The sequence below is a fragment of the Streptomyces sp. NBC_01433 genome (genome assembly GCF_026340105.1).
In the GTDB taxonomy this organism is placed as follows: domain Bacteria; phylum Actinomycetota; class Actinomycetes; order Streptomycetales; family Streptomycetaceae; genus Streptomyces.
This window is the reverse complement of the sequence record NZ_JAPEPM010000002.1, coordinates 619891-644871: the sequence shown is the minus strand read 5'-3', so window position 1 is coordinate 644871 and position 24981 is coordinate 619891. Positions and strand designations below refer to the sequence as shown.

Sequence of the window (24981 nt, the reverse complement as noted above, 5' to 3'; positions counted from 1 at the left end):
ACCGGCCGCGCCAGATGTCCGCGCCGGGGCACCATGAGGGGTCGGTACCGTCCGTGCCGGGGGCTCCCGTGCTGTCCGTGCGGGGGCTCTCCGTCCGCTTCCGGCTGCGCGGCGGCCGGCACATCGCCGCCGTCACCGATGCCCACTTCGACCTCGCCGCCGGGGAGTGCCTGGCGCTGGTCGGCGAGAGCGGCTGCGGCAAGTCCGTACTCGCCTCCGCCCTGCTCGGACTGCTGCCCGCCAACGCCGGGACCACGGGCAGCGCCCTCCTCGCGGGGGACACAGATCTGCTCACCGCGGACGAACGCACCCTCGCTCGCTCGGTACGCGGCCGCCGCATCGGACTCGTACCGCAGAGCCCCGCCGCCCACCTCACCCCCGTCCGCACGGTCCGCGCCCAGTTGGAGGAGACCCTCCGCGAACTGACCGGGATACGCGGGCCCGCCGTACGGGCAGCGGCGGAGGCGGCCGCCGCCCGCGCCTCGTTCCCCGCCGACCACCTCGACCGCCACCCGCACGAACTCTCCGGCGGCCTCGCCCAGCGCGCCGCCACCGCACTCGCCCTGATCGGCGACGCGCCGCTGCTCCTCGCCGACGAACCCACGACCGGGCTCGACCGGGACCTGGTGGAGCGGACCGTCGACGAACTGCGCCGCCACACCGACGAGGGCCGTGCGCTGCTGCTCATCACCCACGACCTCGCGGCGGCCGAGCGGGTCGCCGACCGGGTGGCCGTGATGTACGCCGGACGGATCGTCGAACTCGCCGACGCCGCCCGCTTCTTCGGGCGCCCCGGACCCCGGCACCCGTACGCGAGGGGACTGCTCGACGCCCTGCCGGAGCGGGACTTCACGCCGATCCCCGGGATGCCGCCGGAGCTGGGCGCACTGCCCGAGGGGTGCGCGTTCGCCGCCCGCTGCGCCCGTGCCGATGAACGGTGCGCCGTGCTGCCCGCGTTCGACGGGGCCGTCGCCTGCCACCACAGCCTGCCCACCGGTGAGGACCGCCGGAGCAAGGAGTCCGCCGATGCTTGAGCTCACCGGCATCACCGCCGGATACGACCCGCGGCGCCCCGTCGTCCGCGACGTCTCGCTGAGCGTCGCCCCGGCCGAGGCGGTCGGGCTGCTCGGTCCGAGCGGCTGCGGCAAGTCCACCCTGGCCAGGGTCGCGGCCCTGCTGCACCGCCCCGACGCGGGCACCGTCACCCTCGACGGCGAAGCGGTACGCGGCTGGCGACACCGGGCCCCGCAGGCGCGGCGGACAGCGGTCGGCGTCGTCTTCCAGCAGCCCCGGCTCTCCGCCGACCCCCGGCTGAGCCTGCGCGAACTCATCGCCCAGCCGCTGCGGTCCACGGGACGGCGCGGTGAGGTCGCGGACCGGGTGGCGGAGCTGGCCGGGCGCGTCGGGCTGACCGGGGAACTGCTCGACCGCCGTCCGCACGCGGTGAGCGACGGCCAGCTGCAACGGGCCTGCCTCGCCCGTGCGTTGGTCCTGCGCCCGCAGCTGCTGATCTGCGACGAGATGACCGCGATGCTCGACGCCTCGACGACCGCCGCCCTGGTGGCCGTCGTGGAGTCCTACCGCGAGGAGTCCGGGGCGGCGCTGCTGGCGGTGGGCCACGACCGGGTGCTGCTGGAACGCTGGTGCGACCGGACGGTCCGCTGGGACGAACAGGCCCCGCGACACGGACCGGAGGAGCGCGGGTGATTCCCCGCGACGGCACGGTTCGTCCGGCCGCTTTCCGCGGCGGAGCCGACCGGCGCTGGACGGCTCCTGTCTGACGGACCGTCTCCTCCATGGCCCGGCGCCGGGGGAACAACGGGTACAGCACGGTCGACGGGCGGACGACGACCGCTCCAACTCTTGGCAGGTACCTGCCGTAGAGGCGGTGCGCGCCCTCATACTCGGTCGCGTCCATCCGCACCGCTCTGCTCTTCCCACCGCTTCAGGGAGACCCCATGGCCATGGCACACCTGACCCGTCGCAGAGTCGTCACCACCGCGCTCGCCACCGCGGCGGCGGGCGTGGTCGTCCCCGCCGGGACGGCCGTCGCCGCCCCCTCGGGCAACCCGGGCAACCCCGGCCGCCCCCACGGCCCGCGACCCCTGCGCCACGCCCACGCGCACAACGACTATCTGCACCCGCGACCGCTCCACGACGCGCTCGCGCACGGCTTCACCAGCGTCGAGGCGGACATCTTCCTCGTCGACGGCGACCTGCTCGTCGCCCACGACGTCGCGGACCTCGACCCCACCCGCACCCTCGCCGCCCTCTACCTCGACCCGCTGCTGGCCCTGGCCGGGGCGAACCACGGCAGCGTCCACCCCGGACACCGCGCCCCGCTGCAACTGCTGATCGACATCAAGACCGACGGTGTGGCCGCCTACCTCGAACTGGACCGGCAGCTCCAGCGCTACCGCCGGATGCTGACCCGCTACAGCCACGGCCGGGTCCGCGCCGGAGCGGTCACCCCCGTCATCTCCGGCGACCGCGCCGCCCGTGTCCCCATGGAGGCGCAGCGCACCCGGTACGCCTTCTACGACGGCCGCCTCGAAGACCTCGGTACGGCGGCGACCGCGTCCTTCATCCCGCTCATCAGCGCCAACTGGACCCAGTCCTTCGGCTGGCTGGGCGCGGGCCCCTTCCCGGCCGCCGAACGGGACCGGCTCGCCGGTCTCGTGAACACCGCCCACCGGCGGGGTCAGCGCGTCCGTTTCTGGGCCACCCCGGACCTCGCGGGACCCGAGCGCGACGCCGTATGGACCGAGCTGCTCGCGGCCGGGGTCGACCATCTGAACACCGACGACCTGGCGGGCCTCGAACGCTTCCTGCGTGCCCGGGGGAGCGCCCTCGCGGCCGACTGACGCGCCACAGCCGGTAAGTACCCGTTCGGCGGACACGCCAGTGCGCCGAACGGCCTTTCCGCTACGCCACACTGGCGGCCGAATGCCGCAATTCCGGCGCGGCGGAGGAGGTTGGCCATGGCCATTTCGATCTCGTTGGTGCTGCTGATGCTGATCCTGGCAGTGATCTTCCTGCGCAACGGCGGGCTGAAGCTCTCCCACGCGCTGGTCTGCGCCCTGCTCGGGTTCTGCCTCGCGGGCACGAGCATGGCGCCGACCATCCAGGAAGGCATCGTCGCCACCGCGAACGTGGTCAGCGCCCTGAACCCCTGATCGAATTCTTGACCGAGCCCGGTGCCCCGTCCCCGTACACGGTTCGTGCCGGTGGGGCCCGATCCCGCACAATGGGGCCATGTCTTTCCCGCCACCAGGACGGCACTCGGGCGCCGCCCACCACGAGTACTGCAACAACGGACTCTGCTGCCGGTGCCAGATGCGGACCTGGTCGACGAAGGTGGGCAACGAACGCCTCTGCGGGCCGTGCGCCTCCTGCTGCCGTGAGTGCGGCCGGGCGCCCGCGCCGCATGTGGACGGGCTCGACGACGGACTGTGCGCCGAGTGCCGCGGTCTGTGCGGCCGCTGCCAGAGCCCGAGGCGGCCCGACGGCTCCTGCGAGTGCCAGAGGTGGCGCGAGGACGCGAAGGGCAATCCGCCGCGCTACGTACTGCAAGCCCTGCCTCAGCCGCTGATGCAAGCATTCGGCGGTCGCGTACCGCAGTCCGTCCAGGAGCTGATCCACCAGGAGCTCGGCCGGCGCACCGCGGGCGGTCTGCGCGAACGCATCGAACGCCGGTGGAACCTCCGCTGGGCCCACGCCCTCAACGAGAAGGACGAGGACGGCAGGCGCCGCTGGAGCGCCCAGGACATCGCCGAGCAGCTGCTGCGGCCGGGCCAGTGCGACGACCCGCAGTGCGAGGACGGCTATCTGATCACCACCGACGCGCCCTGCGGCCGCTGCCGACAGCCCACGCACCGCTTCGTCACCTCGGTCGCCGACCACACGGCCACCCCGGACCACGCCAGGGCGACCGCGGCGGGAATCCGCCGGGCCATGCTGGAAAACCGCTCCCACAAACAGCGTCGGCCGCGCTGAGGCCCCGCGCGCGTGGGCCCCGTGCACCGGGGCCCCGCGTGCGTCGGCGCTCCACGCACCGGCCGCCTCAGGTGCCGACGAGCCGTGAGCGGATGAGGAACCTCACGCCTTCCGGAGCCTCCAGCGAGAACCCGCTGCCGCGCCCCTCCACCACATCGACGATCAGCCGGGTGTGCGCCCACACCTCGTACTGGCTCCTCGACATCCAGAAGGGCACCGTCTCGGCGACGCCCTCGACGGCGAGATCGGCGAGCAGCACATCGGCGTTCCCGGTACGGAACTCACCGGCCAGGTAGCACATGGGCGCACTGCCGTCGCAGCAGCCGCCCGACTGGTGAAACATCAACGGGCCGTGGTCCGCCCGCAGCCGCCTGACCAGAGCGGCGGCCGCGTCGGTGAGCTCCACGACCGGAGCGTTCGGAACGTGATCCACGTATCAGTCCTTCCCCGACCGGTCACGGACGGGCCGAGTCAACTCCACCTGACGTTGCGGCAAGGTTGCACGCCCTATGCTCGCGACATGGAGCAGAGGGAAGTTGTGAAGCGCGTGATCGGCATTCTCACCGAGGCGGGTGAGATGCAGCGGCTGCTGGAGGCGGATGTCGACCGGGACGATCTGGACAGCGGTGCCGGTGCCGTCACCGCCCTGCTGAACGAGACGATGCCACACATCGCGATCCCCGAGGACTTCTCCGTCGAGGAGGTGGTGAGCGTGGTCGGGCGTGAGGTCGGCGGTGCGGTCGAGCAGCTCGTGGGCGCCTTCACGCTGGCCTTCACGATGCTGGCGCAGGTGCACGACTCCGGACAGACGGACGTGACGTCGACCGATGTGCTGCGGGATCTCGCGCTCCGGGTCGAGGCGGGCGGCCCCGACGACGATCCGGGTCCCGTGCTGTAGGCGGCGCGGCCCTCTCGGGATTCCGGCGGGGAGCACGGGGCTGGGCGGGGAGTGCGGTCACCGAGCTCCCCGTCGGGTGGCTCCGGGATGCGGGTGCGCCGCGGCACTGGTTCGCTGGGGGTGTTGGTCCCCCGACGTGGTGGCCCGTACCGTCCGAGGAGTGGTGATGAGCGGTTCCGACGAACCCGCGAACCTGGCCCGGCAGATGCGTGAGAAGGCGCAGCAGCTGACCGAGGCCGCGCAGCGCGCGACAGACCCGGAGGAACGCGAGCGCCTGGAGAAGAAGGCCCGGACGATCCGTGACCGGAGCGAACAGCAGAGCGGCATGGCCAGTGGAGACATCTACCCGCAGAAGTAGGTGCTCCGTACCCCGGGCCCCGCGCGGCGGCTCTCGGCGGATGACCTGGAGCTCACCGGGCCCCCGGTGAGCTCCACTCCAGCAGCCGGTCGGCCGTCCATGACGTGACGACACGCTCCACGGGTACCCCGCACTCCTCGGCCCGCGCACAGCCGAGGATCTGCCAGTCCAGCTGTCCCGGAGCGTGTGCGTCCGTATCGATGGCGAAGAGCACGCCCGCCTCGACGGCCCGGCGCAGCAGCCGTCGCGGCGGATCCAGCCGCTCGGGGCGGCAGTTGATCTCCACCGCCGTTCCGGACTCGGCACACGCGGCGAAGACCCGGTCCGCGTCGAACTCCGACTCCGGCCGGCTCCGGCCCGCGACGAGGCGCCCCGTGCAGTGGCCCAGCACATCGGCGTGCGGGTCGCGCACCGCCGCTTCGAGCCGCCGCGTCATCGCCCGCGCCTCCATGCGCAGCTCGGAGTGCACCGACACGACGACCACATCGAGCTGTTCCAGCAGCTCCGGTTCCTGATCGAGCGAGCCGTCCGGGAGGATGTCGCACTCGATGCCGGTGAGCAGCCGGAACGGCGCCCACCGCTCGTTGAGCTCCGCCACCACCTTCAGCTGCTGTTGCAGCCTGTGCGCGGACAGCCCGTTCGCGACCGTCAGCCGGGGGGAGTGATCGGTGAGGACCGCCCACTCGTGGCCCAGCTCAGCGGCCGTCCGTCCCATCTCCTCGACCGGGCTGCCACCGTCCGACCAGTCGGAATGCAGATGGCAGTCGCCCCGCAGCCGCGCGAGCAGTGCCTCGCCCCCCTCGGCGAGCGGCACCGTGGCCTCCGCCTCCAGCCGGTCCAGGTACTCCGGCGCCGTGCCCGCCAGCGCCTCACGGATCACCTGGCCCGTCCTGGGCCCGATACCGCTCACCTTTTCGAGAGTCCCGTGCGTCACCCGTTCCGTGAGCTCGTCCCCGGACAGGTCCTCGACCGCCTCGGCTGCCCGCCGGAACGCCCGTACCCGGTATGTGGCGCCCTGCGAACGCTCCAGCAGAAACGCGATCCGCCGCAAGGCGGTGGCCGGATCCATCAGTACCTCCCTGGCGGAACGGCGACAGCCGTTGACCGGGGACTTCCGGGGCTGTCCGCAACCAGCATCGCCGGATGCCCACCGGCCCGCACGGCGGCGAGCGAGGCGGGTCCCGGGGCCGACCAAGGACCAGCTGTACGGGGAGGCGAAGAAGCGGAACATCGAGCGCCGCTCCTCGACGATGAACAAGCAGCAACCGCGTAACGCCCTGGGCGGCTGAACCTCGACGGAGCGCACCGCGTCGGCCGCGACGGGAGCCGCAGCCCGCCACGCGCGGGCGAAGGGGCGGTTCCCGCTCGGCGCGTTCGGGTCGCGGTTCGCGAAGGTGCGCGGCACGGCGGAAGGGGAGCATGCTGGCTGTGTGACCCGGCACGGCGCCACCCGGCACACCCCGCCCGACGAGAGCGGGGCTGTGGCCGGGGCGGCGAACAGCGGCCGAGTACCGGACGAGCTTTCCCTGGTGCTCGCACAGGCAGCCGTGAGCGCGGTCGAGTCCACCGGGGGATACGCCGGCGGCGTATACCTGCGGTCGTCGACGCCCGGACTGCTGCGGCTGGCGGTACTCGCGGGGCTGCCCGGTCCGCTGTTCCGCCCCTGGTGGCGTATGCAGGTCAAGCGGCCCTTCCCGGTGTCCGAGTCCTACCGCTCGGGCAGGGCGGTGCTCCTCGCGGACGCGGAGGAGGCGATGCGCCGCTTCCCGCAGTTGATGGCAGGGCTGCCGTTCCCCTTCGGCTCGCTGTACGTCCCGGTCATGGCCGGCGGCGGCAGAGCGGGCGTCCTGTTCGTCATGCGCGCCGCCACACCGGGGGAGCCGGTGGCGCCCGCCGAGAGCGGGCGGCTCCAGCGCATCGCCCGGCGGCTCGGCCAGGGCCTCGAGGAGCTCGGATCCGGCGGCACACCGTGCCTGTGGGACCGCGAGCCGCTGCCCGTCCAGTTGCCCGCGGCCATCGCGCCGCCGCTGCGGATCGGCCGCTTCGACTGGGAACTCGGCAGTGGCGCCGTCACCGCCGACGAGGAGATGTGCGCGATCCTCGGCACCACGCCCGCCGAATTCCCGGGCACCGTCGACGCCCTCGCGGCGCGGCTGGTGCCGGAGGACGTGTACGGACTGTGGGCACTCGCCCGCCAAGCCGTCGAGCCGGACGCCTCCGTCGTACGCAGGATGCGGCTGCGGGGACCCGACGGCCGCTCGCACCTGCTGGAACTCTCGGGACGCTGGGTCCACCCGACCGGCGACGGAGCGGCGAGCCACCTGACCGGCTTCGTGGTGGATCTCGGCGCCGGGCCGGTCGTCGCGGAGGCGGCCGAACGGATGCCCCGCGGCATCTTCTCGCTCGACCGGCTCGGCCGGATCACCTATGCCAATCACCTGGCCGAGGACCTCCTCGGCCGCACCCGGGCGGAGCTGGTGGGACGCGTCCTGTGGGAGACCCTGCCGTGGTTCGGGCACCCTGCCTACGAGGACCACCACCGGGCCGCGCTGCTCTCCGACGAAGCCGTCCACTTCCTGGCCCGCCGCGCCCCGAAGGAATGGCTCTCCGTCTCCATGTACCCCGGCCACGACGGGGTGACGGTGGTGCTCAGCGCCGCGGAACAGCCGGCCTACGCGCCCGGGTCCGTCGTCGTGCCGGGCACCGGGCTCGGCTCCCCGGCCGACCGTTCCGCCGCCCTGTACCGGCCGGTCGCCCTCGCCATCGCGCTGACGGAGGCCGTCACCGCCCGCCAGGTGTCCGCCGTCGTCACCGAGGAACTGCTGCCCGCCTTCGGCGGCAGGCAGCTGGCGATCTACCTGCTGAGCGAACGCCACCTCTATCTGGCCTGGGAGACCGGCTTCCCCAAGGGCTTCCTCGACCGATTCGACGGGGTCGGTCTCGACGCCCGTATTCCCGGGGTGGAGACCCTCACCTCCGGCCGCCCCATCTTCTTCGAGTCCATGGAGCGCCTGGGGCAGGCCTATCCCGGCATCCCCATGGACGCCGACGTCGGAGCGCGGGCCTTCCTGCCACTGATCGCCTCCGGGCGGCTGGTCGGCTCCTGCATCCTCGGCTTCGACCGGCCGCGCGGCTTCAGCCCGGAGGAGCGCACCGTCCTCACCGCCCTGGCGGGGCTCATCGCACAGGCCCTCCAGCGGGCCCAGCGGTACGACAGCGAGGCGGCGCTGGCCCGGGGCCTGCAGGACGCCCTGCTGCCGCACCGGCTGCCCGAGATCGAAGGCGTCGGCACGGCCGCCCGGTACCTCTCCGGCACGCAGGGCATGGATGTCGGCGGCGACTGGTACGACGTCATCGAGACCGGCCGCGGTCTCGCCCTGGTCATCGGCGACGTACAGGGACACGGTGTGGCAGCCGCCGCGACCATGGGTCAACTGCGCAGCGCCGTACGCGCCTTCGCCCTCGGCGCACGTGATCCGCAGGAGGTGATGAGCGGTACCAACAGGCTGCTCATCGATCTCGACCCCGGCCAGTTCGCCAGTTGCTGCTACGTCGTCCTCGACCCCGTCACCGGTGTCGTCCAGGCGGTGCGGGCGGGGCATCCGCAGCCCGTGCTGCGCCATCCCGACGGCACGACGGAGGTCCTGGACCTCGTCGGAGGTGTCGTCCTCGGCATCGACAGCGAGGCGGTCTACCCGGTCACCGAATTCCGGCTCGACCCCGGGGCGATGCTGGCCCTGTTCACCGACGGGCTCATCGAGCGCGCGGGGACCGACATCGACGAGGGCATCGAGCGACTGCGGAGCGGCATCGCCGCGCTCGGCTCGGCGTCGCTCGGCGACATCGCGGACCGAGTGATCGAGGAGGCCGGGCAGGCCGACGACCGGCCCGACGACATCGCGCTGCTGCTCGCCTCCCGCTGGACGGCGGCGGACTGAGCCGCCACCGTCCAGGGGTGCGGAGCCGACCGGTCAGGAAACGGCGGGAGCGTCCGCCGTACCGGAAGTACCGGAAGTACCGGAAGCATCCGACGTACCCGACGTATCGGAAGCGCCGGACGCGTCCAGCATCGCGGAGCGGTCCACGACCTTGATCCGCTCGCGGCCCTCGGCCGCACCCAGCGCCTGCTCGTGCGCGTCCAGGCGGTGCCAGCCCTCACGGGTGGTGTAGCGGACACCGCGCTCGTCGAGGAAGGCGACGACGGCGTCCGGATCCGGCTGCGCCGGGGCGGGCAGCCGGCCCTCGGCGCGGTCCTCCAGCAGGCAGGCGACCGTCTCGTTGGCGTCACCCTTGGTGTGCCCGATCAGGCCGATCGGACCACGCTTGATCCAGCCGGTGACGTACACGGACGTCATCGGCTCCTCACCGGCGATGACGCGTCCGGCGGCGTGCGGGACGGTGCCGGAGGACACGTCGAAGGGGAGCTTCGCGAGCTCCTGCGAGTAGTAGCCGACCGCGCGGTAGACGCTCTGCACGTCCCAGTCGGTGAACTCGCCGGTGCCCCGGACATTGCCCGTGCCGTCCAGCTCGGTCCGCTCGGTCCGCAGACCCGCCACGCGGCCGTCCTCGCCCAGGACCTCGACCGGCGACTCGAAGAAGTGCAGGAAGAGCTTGTGCGGCCGGTCGCCGACGTCGCGGATCGCCCAGTTCTCCAGCGTGGAGGCGACCATGTTGGCCTGCTTGTTGCCCCGCCGGGTCTCGATGGACCCCGCGTCGTAGTCGATGTCCTCGGGATTGACGATGACCTCGATGTTGGGCGAGTGGTCCAGCTCCCGCAGTTCCATCGGGCTGAACTTCGCCTGGGCCGGACCGCGGCGGCCGAAGACATGCACTTCGAGTGCCTTGTTGGCCTTGAGGCCCTCGTACACGTTGGCCGGGATCTCCGTCGGCAGCAGCTCGTCGGCCTTCTTGGCGAGTATGCGCGCCACGTCCAGGGCGACGTTCCCGACGCCCAGTACGGCGACCTTCTCCGCCGTCAGCGGCCAGCCGCGGGGTACCTCGGGGTGCCCGTCGTACCAGGAGACGAAGTCGGCCGCTCCGTAGGAGCCGTCCAGCTCGATCCCGGGGAGGCCGAGCGCGCGGTCGGCGTCGGCGCCGGTGGAGAAGATCACGGCGTCGTAGAAGGACCGCAGCTCGTCCAGCCCGATGTCATGGGGGTAGTCGACGTTGCCGAACAGCCGCAGCTGAGGCTTGTCCAGTACCTGGTGGAGCGCCTTGACGATGCCCTTGATCCGCGGGTGGTCCGGGGCCACGCCGTAGCGGATCAGGCCGAAGGGGGCGGGCATGCGCTCGAACAGGTCGATCGATACGCCCGGGTCCTGTGCGGCTTCGGATTTGAGCAGCGCGTCCGCTGCGTAGATCCCGGCGGGACCGGCTCCGACGATGGCGACGCGGACGGGGCGTGTCATGGCGTGTTGTTCCTTAGGGCGGGCGACGCGGGCAGGGGGTGGCAAGCCGCGGAAGTAAGGCTTGGCTTACCAGTCTCCACCGCACACGTTAAGCCCTGCCCCGGCCGGACCTCGGGCCGGGGTCGTGTGAAGCCCATCAGCCCGCCCCAAGATGCCCGAATTCGGCAATATGGGCGATTTTCCAGAATTGGGCTTTTCGCTCGGGAGGGCCGTCCGGGCGATATGTGATCTTCGAGGCGTGGAGCAAAACGACCTTTTCGGACTCAGTGGCGAGAGTCACGTTCCGGACCCCTGACGGCGTGACGCGTCGCCCGGTTCCCTTCTGTGCCGGGAAATTTGACTTCGCGCTGTGGGATTGCTGACGGGCATTTCCATGAATTGATCTTGCGGAAGAATTGCGATCAAGAATTCGGGGCTTGTTCTGCTCGGCCTTTCTCGCCTACGGTCACCGTCAATCCGGATGGAACGCCTAATCCTGCCGCCGTCCGGCAATCGGACCTACTTACGTACGGCAGGAGCGGGGGACCCAGGTAAGCCGCCGATCCGGTATCCGGCTCGGCTCGGGGTGAAGTCGCATTCGCGTGCGACCAGGCAACTCCAGCCTGAACCCGACAGCTCACCTCGTAGGCGACGGAGAGGAATTCACCATGCCCTCAATGGGTAAGCACCGTCGTTTCAAGGCCACTTCGCTGACCCGCGGCATCATCGCCGTGGGCGCGGGCGGAGCCGCACTCGTACTTCCGCTGGCCGGTGCGACCGTCGCCTCGGCGGCGCCCGCGCAATCCGCCGCCGCCGAAAAGGCTCCTACTGCCGTATCCGCCAAGGAAATTGCCGTCGGTAAGGGCACGGTCACGACTCATTCCGTGATCGCGGGTGATTCCCTTTCCAAGATCGCCCGTGCCTATTCCCTCGGTGGCGGCTGGCAGAAGCTGTACGAGGACAACCGGGACGCCGTCGGTGGCAACCCCGACCTGATTCACCCCGGTCTGAAGCTGTCGGTCGGCGCCACGTCCCAAGCCGGGTCCAAGTCCTCTGACGTGTCGTCGGACCGGGGTGCGGGTGGCGACCGTGCCGACCGCTCCGAGCGGACCGCCGCGCCGCAGGCCGCGAAGGGTGCCACCGGCACCGCCGCCACGACCGAGGCGAACGACGCCACCGGCACCGCGAACGGCGTCGCCGACGTCACGACCGACGCCGACACCACCACCGTCCCCGCCGAGCAGCCCGCGACGTACACGGACGATCTCGACGGCTGGATCAAGGAGTCGCTGGCCGTCATGGCCCAGCACGGCATCCCCGGCAGCTACGACGGCATCCACCGCAACATCATGCGCGAGTCGTCGGGCAACCCGCAGGTCGTCAACAACTGGGACTCGAACGCCGCCGCCGGAATCCCGTCCAAGGGACTCCTCCAGGTCATCGACCCGACCTTCCAGGCGTACCACGTGCCCGGTACGTCGATGGACAGCCTCGACCCGGTCGCCAACATCACCGCCGCGTGCAACTACGCCGCCGACAAGTACGGCTCGATCGACAACGTGTTCGGGGCCTACTGATACCTGGCAGTGCCGGTAGCGAGAAGAACCGATGGGCGGTGAAGGGGCTTCAGGCCCCTTCACCGCCCATCGGCGATTGCGGATCATGCCGGGCATCCGGTGCAAGTTACCTACAGGTATGTAGTGACTTACCACGCGATCGACAGTAGAACCTGTTGCACTCTGTCGAGAGTGAGGGAAGTCACATGAGTGACGCTACCATGCAGAATGCGGGATCCAAGAGGGTCTCGCGCCGAAGATTCATCACAGGAACAGGTTCTCTTCTCGGAGCCGTGGCCCTTACTGGACACCCGGCCGCGGCGCGGGCGGCGACCGCGGCCGTGCCCGCTCCGATCGACCCCGGCGTCCATGTGCCGGTCCTGGTGATCGGCACCGGGTACGGCGGTTCCGTCGCCGCCCTGCGCCTCGCCGAAGCGGGCGTCGATGTGCACATGATCGAGATGGGGATGGCCTGGGACACCCCGGGCCCGGACGGCAGGATCTTCGCCAACACGACGAGCCCGGACTACCGTTCCTACTGGCTGCGCACCAAGACGAAGCAGCCGCTCAGCAACTTCCTCGGCTTCCCGATCGACAGGAACGTCCCGCGATACACCGGGATCCTGGACGCCGAGGAGTTCGCCGGCATCACGGTCTACCAGGGCCGCGGTGTCGGTGGCGGTTCGCTGGTCAACGGCGGTATGGCGGTCACGCCCAGGCGGGAGAACTTCGGCGCCATCCTCCCTTCGGTGAACGCCGACGAGATGTACGGCACGTACTACCCGCGCGCCAACGCCGGGCTCGGGGTCGGCACCATCGACCCGGCCTGGTTCGACACCGCCGACTGCTACCGATACGCCCGGGTCGGCCGCAAGCACGCGGAGCGGTCCGGTTTTCCGTTCGTCTTCGTGCCCGCCGTGTACGACTGGGACTACATGAAGCAGGAGGTGGCCGGAACCGTCCCCAAGTCGGCGCTGGACGGCGAGATCCTCTACGGGAACAACTACGGCAAGAAGTCGCTGCAGAAGACCTACCTCGACCGGGTCAGGGCCACCGGCAGGGTCACCATCTCCCCGCTGCACAAGGTCACCTCGGTCGCCCCCGCGGCCACCGGCGGTTACACCGTCCTCATCGACCGGATCGACACCTCGGGCAACACCGCCGAGACCAAGTCCGTGACCGCGGACAAGGTGTTCTTCGCCGCGGGCAGCGTCGGCACCAGCAAACTGCTGGTCGCGCTGAAGGCCACCGGAGCGCTGCCCCGGCTGAACGGCGAGATCGGCAAGGGCTGGGGCGACAACGGCAACGTCATGTGCGGCCGCGCCAACCACATGTGGGACTCGACGGGCAAGGTCCAGTCGGCCATTCCCACCGGCGGCATCGACAACTGGGCCGCCGGGGGAGCGTTCGCCGAGGTCGCACCGCTGCCCACCGGCATCGAGACGTACGCCTCGTTCTATCTGTCGATCACCAAGAACCCCCACCGCGCCGAGTTCGCCTGGAACGCCGCGACGGGCAGGGTCGATCTGAGCTGGCAGACCGCCTGGAAGCAGCCGTCCATCGATGCCGCCAGGACCATCTTCGACAAGATCAACAAAAAGGAGGGGACGATCTACCGGACCGATCTGTTCGGCGTCTACAAGATCTGGGGCGATCACCTCACGTACCACCCGCTCGGCGGCGCGGTGCTGGACAAGGCCACCGACAACTACGGCCGCCTGCGCGGCTACGCGGGGCTCTACGTCATCGACGGCTCGCTGATCCCCGGCAACACCAGCGTCAACCCGTTCGTCACCATCACGGCGCTCGCCGAACGGAACATCGAAGAGATCATCGCGACTGATCTGTGACCGCATGGCTGGGCAGCGCGCACACCGTGTCGAGGCCCAGTACATGGTTGAGCCGGCCGAACGCCAGCCAGGAGCCGATGCTCATGCTCAGCTCCACGATCTCCAGCTGACTGTAGGCCGCGCTCATCCGGGTCCAGAACTCCTCGTCGAGGCCGTGGTGATCCAGGGAGTACCGCTCGGCGTACTCCGCGGCCAGCCGGGTCCGCACATCGAAGACATCGGCGGTACGCCACTGGGTCACCGCGTCGGCGAACGTGTCCTCGACCGTCTCCCCGTCCCGTTCGGTGCGCCAGTCCAGGCAGAACGCGCACCCGTTGATCTGCGCGATCCGCAGCCGGGCGGCCTCGAACTCGCGCAGGCCCAGGGTCGTGTGGGCGTACACCGACATGGAGAAATTCGCGGCGGCGATGCCGATCCCGGGGACCATCTCGCCCCATACGTACGCGATGGCGTCCTTGCCTTCGGGGATGTCGATGTTCATCGTGGTCTCCTTCCGAGTCTGCCGACTGCGGGGCGCAGCGGGACGTCGAGTGCGTCGTACAGTCCGGGTTTCGCCGCCACGAGCCAGTCGACGGCACTCACGAGGCGGCCGACCGCGGTGGCGTTCCCGCCCGCCGACCGGTTCTCGCCCTCGTCGGTGGCCTCGACCGTGACCTCGATGCGCGGGCGGCCCTCGATGACCACCCGGTGCGCGCCGTCGCCGTCGGGCGGGCTCGGCCAGTGCGGTGCGCAGGAGGGGTGGATGCGGGTGATGTGTTCGATGACGATGCGGGGCTTCCCCTCGACGATGCCCTGTACCTCGAACCGCACCGCGCCCTGCGTACCGGCCTCGAACGCGCCCATCGTCCTGGTGCTCACCGCGGTCTCCAGCGGGCACCGCTCCAACGTCTCGCGAATCCCGTCCAGTTCGACACCGAGCGCCCTGGCCATCAGGCGTATCTGCCCGCCCCACACCATCGTGGGGACCGTCGGGGCGAGCATCAGCGGTTCGAAGTCCATCGGCCGGCCCATGCCGATCAGGTCGCGGACCGAGTCCTCCTGGTCGTACGTGGAGTAGTCGAAGATCTCCTGGCAGCGGATCACGTCCACGGTGGTGCCGAGGCCGCTGATCAGCAGGGGCAGCACATCGTTGCCCCAGCCGGGGTCGACGCCGGAGACGAACAGTGAGCCGCCGCCGTCCGCGATGGCGGCCAGTACCGGTTCCCGCAGCTCCGCGGGGGCGTTGAGCTGGTCGTAGAGCGCGTACAGCGCGGGGGTGACGACCACGGCACCGGCCCGGATCGCCCGGCAGATGTCGTCGAGGGCCTCGTCGGGGCGGATGTCGCCCGACGCCGCGTACACCACCGCCCGCGGACCGGCGGCCAGCACACCGGCGGCGTCGTCGGTCGCGGCGACCCCCAGACGACGGCCGGCCCCGGCGAGGTCACCGGCGTCCCGGCCCACTTTGCCGGGGTCGTGGACGATGACGGCGGTGAGTGCGAGGGCCGGATGTGCTTCGACGGCGCGGATCGCCGCGCGGCCGACGTTGCCAGTTCCCCAGACAACCGTGGAAATCATGCGCGGAGGGTAGCGGGAGGACCTATCAGTTCATAGTGCCGCGACCGGAAAATACGGGACCGCGGCCGGGACCTCCCGGCGGCGGGAGACGGGCCGGATCGGGTACGGGGTCAGATGAAGCTGCTGCCCCGCACCAGGAGCAGGGACAGATCCACCGCCGCCACGGCCACCGTCCCCGCCAGAGCCGCCTTGCGCCAGAACCGGCCCAGGACGAGCCCGGCGAACGCCGTCGGGAGGACCAGCGCGAGTGTGGCCGCGCCCCAGCGGTCCGGTGGGCCCGCGGGGCCCAGTACCAGCACCGCCGTCGCCGCAGCCGGGGGGAGCGGCAGCAGCAGCCGGGTGCCCGCGGCGCCGAGCCGGTGCGGCAGACCTCGGATACCGGCCCGCTCGTCGTCGGCGATGTCCGGGAGCGTGTCGCCCAGATGGGCCGCGAACCCGAGCAGCGCACCGGCACTCACCGCCCACCACGCCGGCCAGGGGTGGCCCGGCAGGCTCAGGGCCACCACGGCGGGCAGTGCGCCGAATCCGGTCACGTACGGGAGCCACGACAGGGCGGTCGCCTTGAGCCGCAGGTTGTACAGCCACGCCGCGGCGACCGCGGCCAGGTGCACCGCACCTGCCAGTAGGCCGCAGGCCAGCGACAGCGGTACGCACAGGGCGAGGGCCGCGAACGCCGCCGCCCACACCTCGCCGGGGCTCACCGCCCCGAGGGTCACCGGCTTTCCCCGGCGGCCGGCCTCGGCGTCGCGCCGCGCGTCGTAGGCGTCGTTGCACCAGCCGACCGAGAGCTGACCGCTCAGCACGGCCGCGCCGATCAGGAGGCAACGGGCCACGCTCGATCCGGCGGCGACGGCCAGCGCGGCGGCCAGCGACGTCACCGCGACCACCGGCCCGGGATGACAGGCCATGGCCAGTCCCGCGGCGCGGTGGAACGGCGGGGTGACCGCCACGGTCACCGCCGGTTCGTCCGGGTTGTCCATCGGCTGATCGTACGTACCCGGGGTCGGGCCAACACGACAGCCGCACGGGTTGTTTGCGGCGATTCATCCCCTTCTGGGGGCAGGATGGGGTCATGACGCCGCCTAAGCAGGAGTCGGGATGAGCCGGATCGCAGCTGTCCACGGGGCCCTGCCACCGCACCGCCACGCCCAGCGGGAGGTCACCGACATGGTGGCGCGCACCTGCCTGCCGCCGGGCGCCGACCGCCGCGTACTGGACCGGCTCCACGAGAACGCGCGGGTCCGCAACCGCCACACGGTCCTGCCGCTGGAACGCTATGACGAACTCGACGGCTTCGGCGGGGCCAACGACGTGTTCATCGGCGCGGCGGTCGACCTCGGAGCCGAGGCGGTACGCGGTGCGCTGCGCACCGCCGGACTGCGGGCCACCGATGTGGACCTGCTCATGTTCACCTCCGTCACCGGAGTGGCCGCGCCGTCCGTCGATGCCCGGCTCGTGGGCCGCCTCGGCCTGCGGCCGGACGTCAAGCGGCTGCCGGTCTTCGGCCTGGGATGTGTCGCCGGAGCGGCCGGGGTGGCCCGGCTGCACGACTATCTGCTCGGCTCGCCCGACCACGTCGCCGTGCTGCTCTCGGTCGAGCTCTGCTCCCTCACCTTCCAGCGCGATGACGTGACCCCCGCCAACCTGGTGGCGACCGGGCTGTTCGGCGACGGGGCGGCCGCCGTGGTCGTCACCGGCGAACGCCGGTCCCGCGCAGTCGGCCCCGAGGTGGTCGCCACCCGGAGCCGGATGTACCCGGACACCGAGAGCATCATGGGCTGGGACATCCGGAGCTCCGGCTTCAAGGTGGTGCTCGACCCGGTCGTCCCCGACGTGGTCCGCCGGTATCTCGCCGACGACGTGACCGCGTTCCTGGCGGAACACGGCCTCAAACCGAAGGACATCGCCCACTGGGTGTGTCATCCGGGCGGCCCCAAAGTGCTCGAAGCCGTCTCCGACGCCCTCGCACTGCCCGAGAACGCCCTCGATGTCACCTGGCGCTCACTGGCCGACGTGGGCAATCTGTCCTCGTCCTCGGTCCTGCACGTCCTTCGGGACACGCTGGCGGAGCGGCGGCCCGAACCGGGAACGCCCGGTCTGCTGATGGCCATGGGCCCCGGATTCTGCTGCGAACTGGTGCTGCTGCGCTGGTAGGACGGAGGACGCATGATCTGGTACACCGCGCTGGTGCTGGCCGTCGCGGCCGAACGCCTCGCCGAACTCGCCGTGGCCCTGCGCCACACCCGCTGGAGCCTGGCCCGCGGCGGCAGGGAGGCCGGCCGGGGGCACTACCCGGCGATGGTCGCCCTGCACACGGGCCTGCTGGCGGGTTGCCTGGCCGAAGTCGCGCTGACCGGACGCCCGTTCCTGCCGCCGCTCGGCTGGACCATGGTGGCCGTGGTCGTCGCCGCGCAGACGCTGCGCTGGTGGTGCATCCGCACGCTCGGACACCAGTGGAACACCCGCGTCATCGTCGTTCCGGGCCTGCCCCTGGTGACCGGCGGGCCCTACCGGTGGCTGCGCCACCCCAACTACGTCGCGGTCGCCGCCGAAGGGCTGGCACTGCCCCTGGTCCATGGCGCCTGGGTGACCGCCACCCTGTTCACCCTGCTCAACGCCGCGCTGATGGCCGTGCGCGTCCGGTGCGAGGACGGGGCACTGGCGCGCATGCCGGGAGCGGACGTGCGGGTGTGATCGACATCCTGGTGGCGGGCGGCGGCCCGGCCGGCCTGGCCGCGGCGATCGCGGCGGCCCGCGCGGGGATGGACACCGTCGTGGTCGAACCCCGCACCCTCCCCGTCGACAAGGCCTGCGGCGAGGGGATCATGCCGAGCGGGGTCGCGGCACTGCGGGCGCTGGGAGTGCGGCCTTCGGGCCGCGAACTGCAGGGAATCCGCTACCTCGAAGGCGGCCGCAGCGCCCAGGCGACGTTCCGCGACGGCCGGGGGCTCGGCGTACGGCGGACCGAACTGCACGCCGCGCTGCACCGGCGGGCCGTGGAACTCGGCGTCCGGGTCGTGCCGGGCAAGGTGACCGGGATCCGCCGGCACCACGACAGCGTCGGCGCGATGGGCCTCACCGCCCGCTGGCTCATCGCCGCCGACGGTCTGCACTCCCCGCTCCGCCGTGAGCTGGGCCTCGACCGCCCTGTCGTAGCGCCGCGACGCTACGGGCTGCGCCGCCACTACCGGATCGCCCCCTGGACGGACTTCGTCGAAGTCCACTGGTCCCGGCAGGGCGAGGCCTATGTGACACCCGTCGGGGACCACCTCGTGGGCGTGGCCGTGCTCAGCCGCGACCGCCGCCCCTACGCGCAGCACCTGACCGCCTTTCCCGCGCTCGCCGCCGTACTCGCGGGCGCGGATGCCACCCCCGTACGCGGAGCCGGACCCCTGCGGCAAGGAGCCCGGAGCCGACGGGACGGACGCGTCCTGCTGGTCGGCGACGCGGCGGGCTACATCGACGCGCTGACGGGGGAGGGCATCGCCCTGGCCATGGCGACGGCCACCGCGGCGATCGGCTGCCTGGCCGCCGGCCGCCCCCAGGACTACCCCCGGCAGTGGGCCGGGCTGACGAGACGTCACCGGCTGCTCACCGACGCCCTGCTGCGGGCGGCCCGCCACCCCTCCGGAGGCCGTCTGATCGTCACCGCCGCCCAGCGCGCACCGGCGCTGTTCGGGGCGGCGGTGCACGCCCTGCAATGAGCCCGGCACAGCGGCGGCCGGACCGGGCCCGGTGGGCGTACCGGGGATCACTGACCGGGTGGCCGCAGCCGCAACTGGAGCATGGCCTCGAACCGGGCCTCCGGGTCGCCGAGATCGATGCCCGCCACCACGGCCAGCCGCTTGAGCCGGTACCGGAAGGTATTGGGGTGGATATGGACGGCGGCCGCGGCGGCGATCACATCGCCGAACGTGCCCAGCCAGGCGTCCAGCGTCTCGGTCAGGGCGGTGTGGTGCCGCGCGTCGTAGGCGCGCAGCCGGACCACCGGGCCGTCGGGAAGATCGTCCTCGGCGGCCATCCGGTCCGTCAGTTCCTCCAGCAGCGAGGCGGCGTAGACGTCCGACAGCCGGGCCGCCCGGCGCGCCGAGCGCCCGGAGCAGAGCACCCGCAGCGCCCGGTCCGCGTCGGCGCGGGAACGCCGCAGATCGGCCGGGCGCGCGGCGAGCCTGCCGACGCCTATGACGGCCGGGACCCGACCGCCGATGCGGCCCAGGAACGCCTCGGCCACCCGCAGCGCCTGCTCGTCCGAACTCGTCGGCAGAACCGCGTAACTGACACCACCGAGCGAGGCCGCCGCCGTACGCGGGTGGATCGCCGACAGATGCAGGGCAAGGGCCTCCGAGACGCGCTCGCCCGCCGCCACCCGGTCGGGCGCGGACGCCTCACCCGTGACCGCCAGGGCCAGGACGCAGGCGGGCTGCACCGAAAGGCCCAGCCGGATGGCGGCCTGGGGCGCGTGCGGGCCGCCCTCCAGGACCGTGGCGAGCAGATCCGCGCGCAACCGGCGCTCGACGTCCTCGCCCGTCCGCTGCCGCAACAGGTGCAGCGCCGCCACCTTCGCGGCCTCGTGCAGAGCCTGCGTACGGTCCTCGCTCAGCCGGCCGTCGACGACGACCCAGATCGAGCCGAGGATCTCACCGCCCGCCCGGACGGCGATGGCGACCCGGGGCTTGGCGGAGATGCCCTCCACGAAGACCGGACCCTCGTTGCGGTACAGGGCGTGGAAGGCGCCGTGCTCCTCCAGCGCGCGCAGCTTCTCCGCGGGCACCTGGCGGTCGAGCACGGTCGCGATCCTGGCCTCGTCGCCCTCGTCCTGCCGACTGGAGAAGGCCAGCACCCGCCCGTTGCGGTCCTCCACGGTGACCGGGCCGTCCAGGAGCCCGGCCGTCGCGTTGGCCAGGGCGAACAGATCACCGGCCAGCGGCTCACCGCCGTCGGCGTCGTCCGGGCCGCCCACCGTGCCCAGCTCGTCCACGGCGAGCAGCGACCGCAGCAGCGCCGCCACCTGCGCCCAGGATGCCCCCGGGGTCAGGCCCAGCACGGTGAGGCCGGTGCGCGCGGCAGCCTCGGACACCGGCCCCTCCACCGGGACCGGCGACCGCACCACCACGGCCGCCGCGCCGAGACCGGCGGCACGGTCGACGAGGGCGGCGACCTGCTCGGCGCCGTACACCCCGACGCCGAGCACCACCGCGCCGGGCAGCCGGGCCGGCTCGTCCAACGGGTCCTGGATCAGCACCCCGGTCACGGCGCGGGCCGGATCCGCCTCCCCGACCACCACCTCGATCAGCGTCGAACCCAGATCCGTGAGTATGCGGCCGAGCACGGCCCGCGGCTGCTCCGTCATCGTCACAAACTAATGGATCGCAGTTCGTCCACCGCCAGTCGCGCCACCTGCCCGATCACCCGGTCCGCCCGCGGATTGCGCAGGTCGGGGGTGTCGGACCGGGTGAAGACGGCCACCGCCCAGCGCCCGCCGCCCGGGTGTTCGACCACCCCGGCCTCATTGCGCCAGCCCGGCAGCGTCCCCGTCTTCCCGGCCAGGCGGTAGCCGTCGTCGAACCCGGAGCCGAGCCGGTGCGGCCAGATCTGCTGGGCCAGCACGGCCCGCACCTCGGCACAGGCGACCGCGGAACCGGCCTCGTCACGCCAGATACGGGCGAGCAGTTCGGCGGTCTCCCGGGCCGTGGAACGGGTGGTGAGCTCGGGCACGCACACCGAGAGCTCCATGACCCGCTCCGGCCCCAGCGCGGCCAGCTTCGCGTGTGCCTCGACCTCGGTGGTCGCACCGAGATCGGCGAAGAGCGAGCCGAGCAGTTCGCGGCATCCGCCGATCAGATGGGTACGTTCCAGGCCGAGTTCACGGAGCAGGCCATTGACCGTGTCGAGACCGACCCGGGCCAGCACCACGTCGGTGGCGGCGTTGTCGCTCATCGTCAGCATCATGTGGACGAGGTCGCGCAGGCTCATCTCGATCGGGTCGGCACAGCCGGACGTGCCGATCCCGCCGTCGCGGTACCGTGCGTCAACCGAAAGACGCTCGGTCCGCTCCAGCCGTCCGGCGGCGGCCTCGCGGGCGTAGGCGAGGGCGACCGGAATCTTGAACACCGAGGCGAGAACGACTGGTTCGTCCGCCGCCACGCCGATCGTGCGGTCCCCGTCGATCTCGCGGGCGAGGAAGAACCCCTCGACCCCGGCTTCGTCGAACGCCGCCCGGATCCTCTCCTCGGCGATGGCGGTCGGTATTCCTGTCGTGCCCGTCCGGCTCGTGGTCATCGGCTGATCCATTCCGTCGATTCGGTGACCTCGGCCAGTCGGCCGGGGAGGGGGGAGAGCCCGAGCCCCGGCCCCCGGGGCACATCGAGATGGCCGTCCTTGAGGACGAACGGCTCGGTGATGTCGGTGCGGTAGTAGCGGTCGGACGCCGAGGTGTCGCCGGGCAGGGTGAACCCCGGCAGCGCGGCGAGGGCGACGTTGGCGGCCCGGCCGAGCCCGGTCTCCAGCATGCCGCCGCACCAGACCGGGACGCCGTGCGCGGCGCACACGTCGTGGATCCGCCGCGCCTCCAGATAGCCGCCCACCCGGCCCGGTTTGATGTTGACGACCGAACAGGCACCCATCGCGATCGCGTCCGCCGCCGACCGGGCGGAGACGATGGACTCGTCCAGACAGATCGGGGTCCGCACCAGCCGCGCCAGTGCGGCGTGGCCCCGGATGTCCTCCTCGTCCAGCGGCTGTTCGATCAGCAGCAGACCGTACGGGTCCAGCCGGGCCAGCTGCCCCGCGTCCGCGAGGGTGTAGGCGGTGTTGGCGTCCACCTGGAGCGCCACGTCGTCGCCGAAGCGCTCGCGGACGGCCCGCACGGGTGCCACGTCCCAGCCGGGCTGGATCTTCAGCTTGATCCGCCGGTATCCCTCGGCCAGATAGCCGTCGACCGCGTCGAGCAGGGCGGGGACGGAGTCCATGATGCCGACCGACACCCCGGCCGGCACCCGCTCGGCCGTCGCCCCCAGCCACTGGCCCATCGACAGCCCATGGGCGCGCAGCCAGGCGTCGAGCACGGCCGTCTCCAGCGCCGCCTTGGCCATCCGGTGACCCTTGAAAGCGGCCAGGGCCGGGGCGACCGCCCATGGATCGAGGGCGGGCAGTGCGCTGAGCGCGGGCACCAGATGGCCGCGCAGGACGTCCACCGCTGCCGCCGTGTACTCCGAGGAGTACAGCGGATCGGCCATGGTGACGCACTCCCCGTACCCCTCGTGGTGCTCGGTCTCGACCCTGACCAGCAGGATCTCCCGGGAGGTCAGGGTGGCGAACGAGGTCCGGAACGGTGCCACCAGGGGCATCGCGATCCGGCGCAGTTCCACACCGACGAGCTTCATGCCGTTCTCTCCTGACGCTTGTCGATCACATACCAGCCGTCCCGGGTGAATCCGGTGACGGTGTGTCCCCGCTCCATCAGCCCGCCGAGGACCTCGCGCAGCGCGTACCGCCACTCGCGGGCCAGGGGCGGGTCGGTGCGGCGCAGCGTCTCGATCTCCGCCGGGATCCGCACCAGTACGGTGTCGCCGTCCCGGCGCCCGACGGCGGGACGGCCGTCGGGCTTGGCGTCCAGGCCGACCACCGTGCGGGCACCCGGGGTGTCGTACGTGACGACGAGGGGGGTGCCCGCGGCGGCCCCGACGGCGGATCGGCCGGTCAGTTCCCAGCGGACCAGCAGCCGGTCCGTCTCGGTACCGGCGTTCACCGCGTCATGCATCGTGCCGTAGAAGTCGGCCAGATACTCGCTCGGCACCGCCCCCAGCTTCGCCAGGTTGAAGTAGGCGTTACGGCTGACCAGCGGGTCGAACGTCCAGGTCACCGTCGTGATGTCACGGGCCAGTGCCCAGGCCCGCTGGTGCAGCTTGATGGCGAACCCGACATTGCGGCCCCGGGCGCCGCCGTCCACCCCGGCGATGTGCGAGTGCAGCCCGGCGGTGGCCAGGAACCCCAGGCAGACCCCGGTCATCTCGCCGTCCCGGTGGACTCCCACCACATAGCTGCCGGAGTGGGCGAAGACGCGCAGCAGTTCCGGGGTGATCAGGGGGTTGCCGGGCTGGGGCCGCCAGATCCGGTCCAGCAGCCGGCAGGCCGCCAGGATCTCGTCCGGATCGTGCAGCTCCGCGACGCTCACCCCCGCATCGTGCGCCGCTCGTTCCGCCGCGGCCGCCGCGGCCACGACGTGCGTACTGTTCACGCTCCCACCCGGTCCGTCCCGGCCACCGGCTCACGTACGAGCGAGGTCACCAGCGACGCCACCAGGGCCGCGCGACGGGGCAGTTCGGCGACGGTCACATGCTCGTCGTCGGCGTGCGCCCCACCGCCCACCGCCCCCAGTCCGTCCAGCGTGGGCGTACCCACTCCGGCCGTCAGATTGCCGTCGGAGCCGCCGCCGACCGCCACGCCGCGCAGCGCCCCGAAGCCCAGGTCCGCGTAGAGACTCCGGGCACGGGCGAACAGCTCCGCCGACGCGCTCGCGGGCAGCGGCGGCCGGTTCGGACCGCCCGAGAGCTGGAGCGAGGCGCCCGTGAGGACCGGTGCCAGCCCGCCCATCGCACGGTCCACCCGCGCCTGTTCACCGACGCTCCCCACCCGTACGTCGACCAGCAGTCGCGCCGCGTCGGGCACCGTGTTGCCCGTGGTGCCGGAGGAGGCCACGGTCGGGGTCACCGTGGTGCCGGTCGCCGGATCGGCGAGCGCCGACACCGCGAGCACCTGGTGCGCCAGCTCGGTGGTCGTATTGACGCCCCGCTCGGGTTCGAGACCGGCGTGCGCCGCACGCCCGGCGATCCGCAGTTCGTAGCCGGACACCCCCTTGCGCGCCGTCTTCAGCGCCCCGCCCTCGCTCGCCTCCAGGACCAGCACCGCGCGCGTACGGCGGGCCTCGGCCTCGATGAGGGCGCGCGAGTCCGGGGCGCCGATCTCCTCGTCGCCGGTGAGCAGCACCGATACGCCGTCCCGGTCGTCGAGCACGGACAGCGCGTGGAACAGCTGCACCACTCCGGCCTTCATGTCGAAACAGCCGGGCCCCGTCAGCCGGCCCCCGGTCACCGTGAAGGGGTGCCCGGCCAGGGAGCCCACCGGCCAGACCGTGTCGAAGTGGCCCAGCAGCAGAACCCGGTCACCGGAGCCGAAGCGCCAGCGCAGAGCGGGACTCCCCGGCGTGTCGAGCCACTCCGGCTCGGCGCCCGTCAGCCGGGTGCCGAGTGCGGCGACGACCCGGGCGCAGGTCGCGACGGCGGCCCGGTCCTGGCTGGGAGACTCGGCCAGCACCAGCTCCTCGATGCCCGCCAGCAGGTCCGGCAGACCCGCCTCCAGCGCGGTGGCGAACGCGGGCACG

Annotated in this window: 24 protein-coding genes, 1 pseudogene and 1 riboswitch; of the genes and pseudogenes, 14 read left to right on the top strand and 11 right to left on the bottom strand. The window is 72.0% G+C overall.

Going from position 1 to position 24981, the window contains the following annotated elements; genetic code table 11:
- Positions 1-14 precede the first annotated feature (14 nt).
- The 5 genes from OG413_RS30415 to OG413_RS30395 all read left to right on the top strand — a co-directional run bounded on the left by OG413_RS30415 (position 15) and on the right by OG413_RS30395 (position 3996).
- Positions 15-1034 (top strand): ABC transporter ATP-binding protein, encoded by a 1020-nt coding sequence (locus tag OG413_RS30415; RefSeq protein WP_266813162.1) that lies wholly within the window; start codon positions 15-17, stop codon positions 1032-1034.
- Positions 1027-1707, top strand: a complete 681-nt coding sequence (locus OG413_RS30410) for an ABC transporter ATP-binding protein (RefSeq protein WP_266811223.1) — start codon at positions 1027-1029, stop codon at positions 1705-1707. The genes OG413_RS30415 and OG413_RS30410 overlap by 8 nt, the downstream gene beginning before the upstream one ends.
- 257 nt (positions 1708-1964) lie before the next feature.
- Positions 1965-2864 carry a phosphatidylinositol-specific phospholipase C/glycerophosphodiester phosphodiesterase family protein gene (locus OG413_RS30405; RefSeq protein WP_266813160.1) on the top strand — a complete coding sequence of 300 codons (900 nt, stop codon included), beginning with the start codon at positions 1965-1967 and terminating at the stop codon, positions 2862-2864.
- Between the two features lie 117 nt (positions 2865-2981).
- Positions 2982-3176 carry a hypothetical protein gene (locus OG413_RS30400; RefSeq protein WP_073721363.1) on the top strand — a complete coding sequence of 65 codons (195 nt, stop codon included), beginning with the start codon at positions 2982-2984 and terminating at the stop codon, positions 3174-3176.
- Between the two features lie 79 nt (positions 3177-3255).
- Positions 3256-3996, top strand: coding sequence for a hypothetical protein (locus tag OG413_RS30395; protein ID WP_266811220.1), 741 nt, complete (start codon positions 3256-3258; stop codon positions 3994-3996).
- A gap of 67 nt (positions 3997-4063) precedes the next feature.
- Here OG413_RS30395 and OG413_RS30390 read toward each other — a convergent pair whose 3' ends face one another.
- On the bottom strand, positions 4064-4429 hold the full coding sequence (locus OG413_RS30390; RefSeq protein ID WP_266811218.1) for a DUF779 domain-containing protein: 366 nt from the start codon (positions 4427-4429) through the stop codon (positions 4064-4066).
- A gap of 87 nt (positions 4430-4516) precedes the next feature.
- On the opposite strand from OG413_RS30390, the gene OG413_RS30385 reads away from it, so the two are divergent.
- Complete coding sequence (locus OG413_RS30385; RefSeq protein ID WP_266811216.1) at positions 4517-4894, top strand: hypothetical protein; 378 nt, start codon at positions 4517-4519, stop codon at positions 4892-4894.
- A 166-nt stretch (positions 4895-5060) separates the two neighbouring features.
- Positions 5061-5252 (top strand): DUF6381 family protein, encoded by a 192-nt coding sequence (locus OG413_RS30380; RefSeq protein ID WP_266811215.1) that lies wholly within the window; start codon positions 5061-5063, stop codon positions 5250-5252.
- Between the two features lie 52 nt (positions 5253-5304).
- On the opposite strand, the gene OG413_RS30375 is transcribed toward OG413_RS30380, so the two are convergent.
- Positions 5305-6321, bottom strand: coding sequence for a PHP domain-containing protein (locus OG413_RS30375; RefSeq protein WP_266813158.1), 1017 nt, complete (start codon positions 6319-6321; stop codon positions 5305-5307).
- Positions 6322-6436: 115 nt separating this feature from the next.
- Here OG413_RS30375 and OG413_RS46955 point away from each other — a divergent pair.
- Positions 6437-6541, top strand: a pseudogene (locus OG413_RS46955) (plasmid stabilization protein); the annotation flags it as partial.
- 141 nt (positions 6542-6682) lie between these two features.
- Positions 6683-9190 (top strand): SpoIIE family protein phosphatase, encoded by a 2508-nt coding sequence (locus OG413_RS30370; RefSeq protein ID WP_266811213.1) that lies wholly within the window; start codon positions 6683-6685, stop codon positions 9188-9190.
- Between the two features lie 33 nt (positions 9191-9223).
- On the opposite strand, the gene OG413_RS30365 is transcribed toward OG413_RS30370, so the two are convergent.
- The gene (locus tag OG413_RS30365) at positions 9224-10660 is read right to left on the bottom strand and encodes an FAD-dependent oxidoreductase (protein WP_266811212.1); all 1437 of its coding nucleotides are present in this window, start codon (positions 10658-10660) and stop codon (positions 9224-9226) included.
- A gap of 456 nt (positions 10661-11116) precedes the next feature.
- A riboswitch (cyclic di-AMP (ydaO/yuaA leader) is annotated at positions 11117-11303 on the top strand.
- A 4-nt stretch (positions 11304-11307) separates the two neighbouring features.
- Here OG413_RS30365 and OG413_RS30360 point away from each other — a divergent pair.
- Together OG413_RS30360 and OG413_RS30355 are read left to right on the top strand one after the other, a co-directional pair.
- A complete protein-coding gene (locus OG413_RS30360) occupies positions 11308-12216 on the top strand; it encodes a LysM peptidoglycan-binding domain-containing protein (protein ID WP_266811210.1) in 909 nt (302 codons plus the stop codon).
- Positions 12217-12401: 185 nt separating this feature from the next.
- Positions 12402-14045 carry a GMC oxidoreductase gene (locus tag OG413_RS30355; RefSeq protein WP_266811208.1) on the top strand — a complete coding sequence of 548 codons (1644 nt, stop codon included), beginning with the start codon at positions 12402-12404 and terminating at the stop codon, positions 14043-14045.
- Here OG413_RS30355 and OG413_RS30350 read toward each other — a convergent pair.
- The 3 genes from OG413_RS30350 to OG413_RS30340 form a co-directional block, all read right to left on the bottom strand.
- Positions 14026-14526 carry a carboxymuconolactone decarboxylase family protein gene (locus OG413_RS30350; RefSeq protein ID WP_266811206.1) on the bottom strand — a complete coding sequence of 167 codons (501 nt, stop codon included), beginning with the start codon at positions 14524-14526 and terminating at the stop codon, positions 14026-14028. The two genes, OG413_RS30355 and OG413_RS30350, sit on opposite strands and share 20 nt — an antisense overlap.
- On the bottom strand, positions 14523-15602 hold the full coding sequence (locus tag OG413_RS30345) for a dihydrodipicolinate reductase (protein ID WP_266811205.1): 1080 nt from the start codon (positions 15600-15602) through the stop codon (positions 14523-14525). The genes OG413_RS30350 and OG413_RS30345 overlap by 4 nt, the downstream gene beginning before the upstream one ends.
- Positions 15603-15712: 110 nt before the next feature.
- Positions 15713-16582, bottom strand: a complete 870-nt coding sequence (locus OG413_RS30340) for a UbiA family prenyltransferase (protein ID WP_266811203.1) — start codon at positions 16580-16582, stop codon at positions 15713-15715.
- Between the two features lie 118 nt (positions 16583-16700).
- Between OG413_RS30340 and OG413_RS30335 the strand changes: the two genes are divergently transcribed.
- Genes OG413_RS30335 through OG413_RS30325 form a run of 3 tightly spaced genes read left to right on the top strand, consistent with a single transcriptional unit; the run spans position 16701 to position 19306 of the window.
- Positions 16701-17756, top strand: a complete 1056-nt coding sequence (locus tag OG413_RS30335) for a type III polyketide synthase (RefSeq protein ID WP_266811201.1) — start codon at positions 16701-16703, stop codon at positions 17754-17756.
- A 12-nt stretch (positions 17757-17768) separates the two neighbouring features.
- Entirely contained in the window at positions 17769-18296 is a 528-nt protein-coding gene (locus tag OG413_RS30330) for an isoprenylcysteine carboxyl methyltransferase family protein (RefSeq protein WP_266811199.1), read from the top strand.
- On the top strand, positions 18293-19306 hold the full coding sequence (locus tag OG413_RS30325; RefSeq protein WP_266811197.1) for an NAD(P)/FAD-dependent oxidoreductase: 1014 nt from the start codon (positions 18293-18295) through the stop codon (positions 19304-19306). Before OG413_RS30330 ends, OG413_RS30325 begins: the two co-directional genes overlap by 4 nt.
- A gap of 47 nt (positions 19307-19353) precedes the next feature.
- Here OG413_RS30325 and OG413_RS30320 read toward each other — a convergent pair whose 3' ends face one another.
- Genes OG413_RS30320 through OG413_RS30300 form a run of 5 tightly spaced genes read right to left on the bottom strand, consistent with a single transcriptional unit; the run spans position 19354 to position 24980 of the window.
- Positions 19354-20952: a CdaR family transcriptional regulator gene (locus OG413_RS30320; RefSeq protein ID WP_266811195.1), complete on the bottom strand. Its 1599-nt coding sequence runs from the start codon at positions 20950-20952 to the stop codon at positions 19354-19356.
- 2 nt (positions 20953-20954) lie between these two features.
- Positions 20955-21881 (bottom strand): serine hydrolase, encoded by a 927-nt coding sequence (locus OG413_RS30315; protein WP_266811193.1) that lies wholly within the window; start codon positions 21879-21881, stop codon positions 20955-20957.
- The gene (gene menC / locus OG413_RS30310; RefSeq protein ID WP_266811192.1) at positions 21878-22984 is read right to left on the bottom strand and encodes an o-succinylbenzoate synthase; all 1107 of its coding nucleotides are present in this window, start codon (positions 22982-22984) and stop codon (positions 21878-21880) included. Before menC ends, OG413_RS30315 begins: the two co-directional genes overlap by 4 nt.
- Positions 22981-23838, bottom strand: coding sequence for a GNAT family N-acetyltransferase (locus tag OG413_RS30305; protein ID WP_266811191.1), 858 nt, complete (start codon positions 23836-23838; stop codon positions 22981-22983). The genes menC and OG413_RS30305 overlap by 4 nt, the downstream gene beginning before the upstream one ends.
- Positions 23835-24980 (bottom strand): M20 family metallopeptidase, encoded by a 1146-nt coding sequence (locus OG413_RS30300; protein ID WP_266811189.1) that lies wholly within the window; start codon positions 24978-24980, stop codon positions 23835-23837. The genes OG413_RS30305 and OG413_RS30300 overlap by 4 nt, the downstream gene beginning before the upstream one ends.
- Between the last annotated feature and the right edge of the window lies 1 nt (position 24981).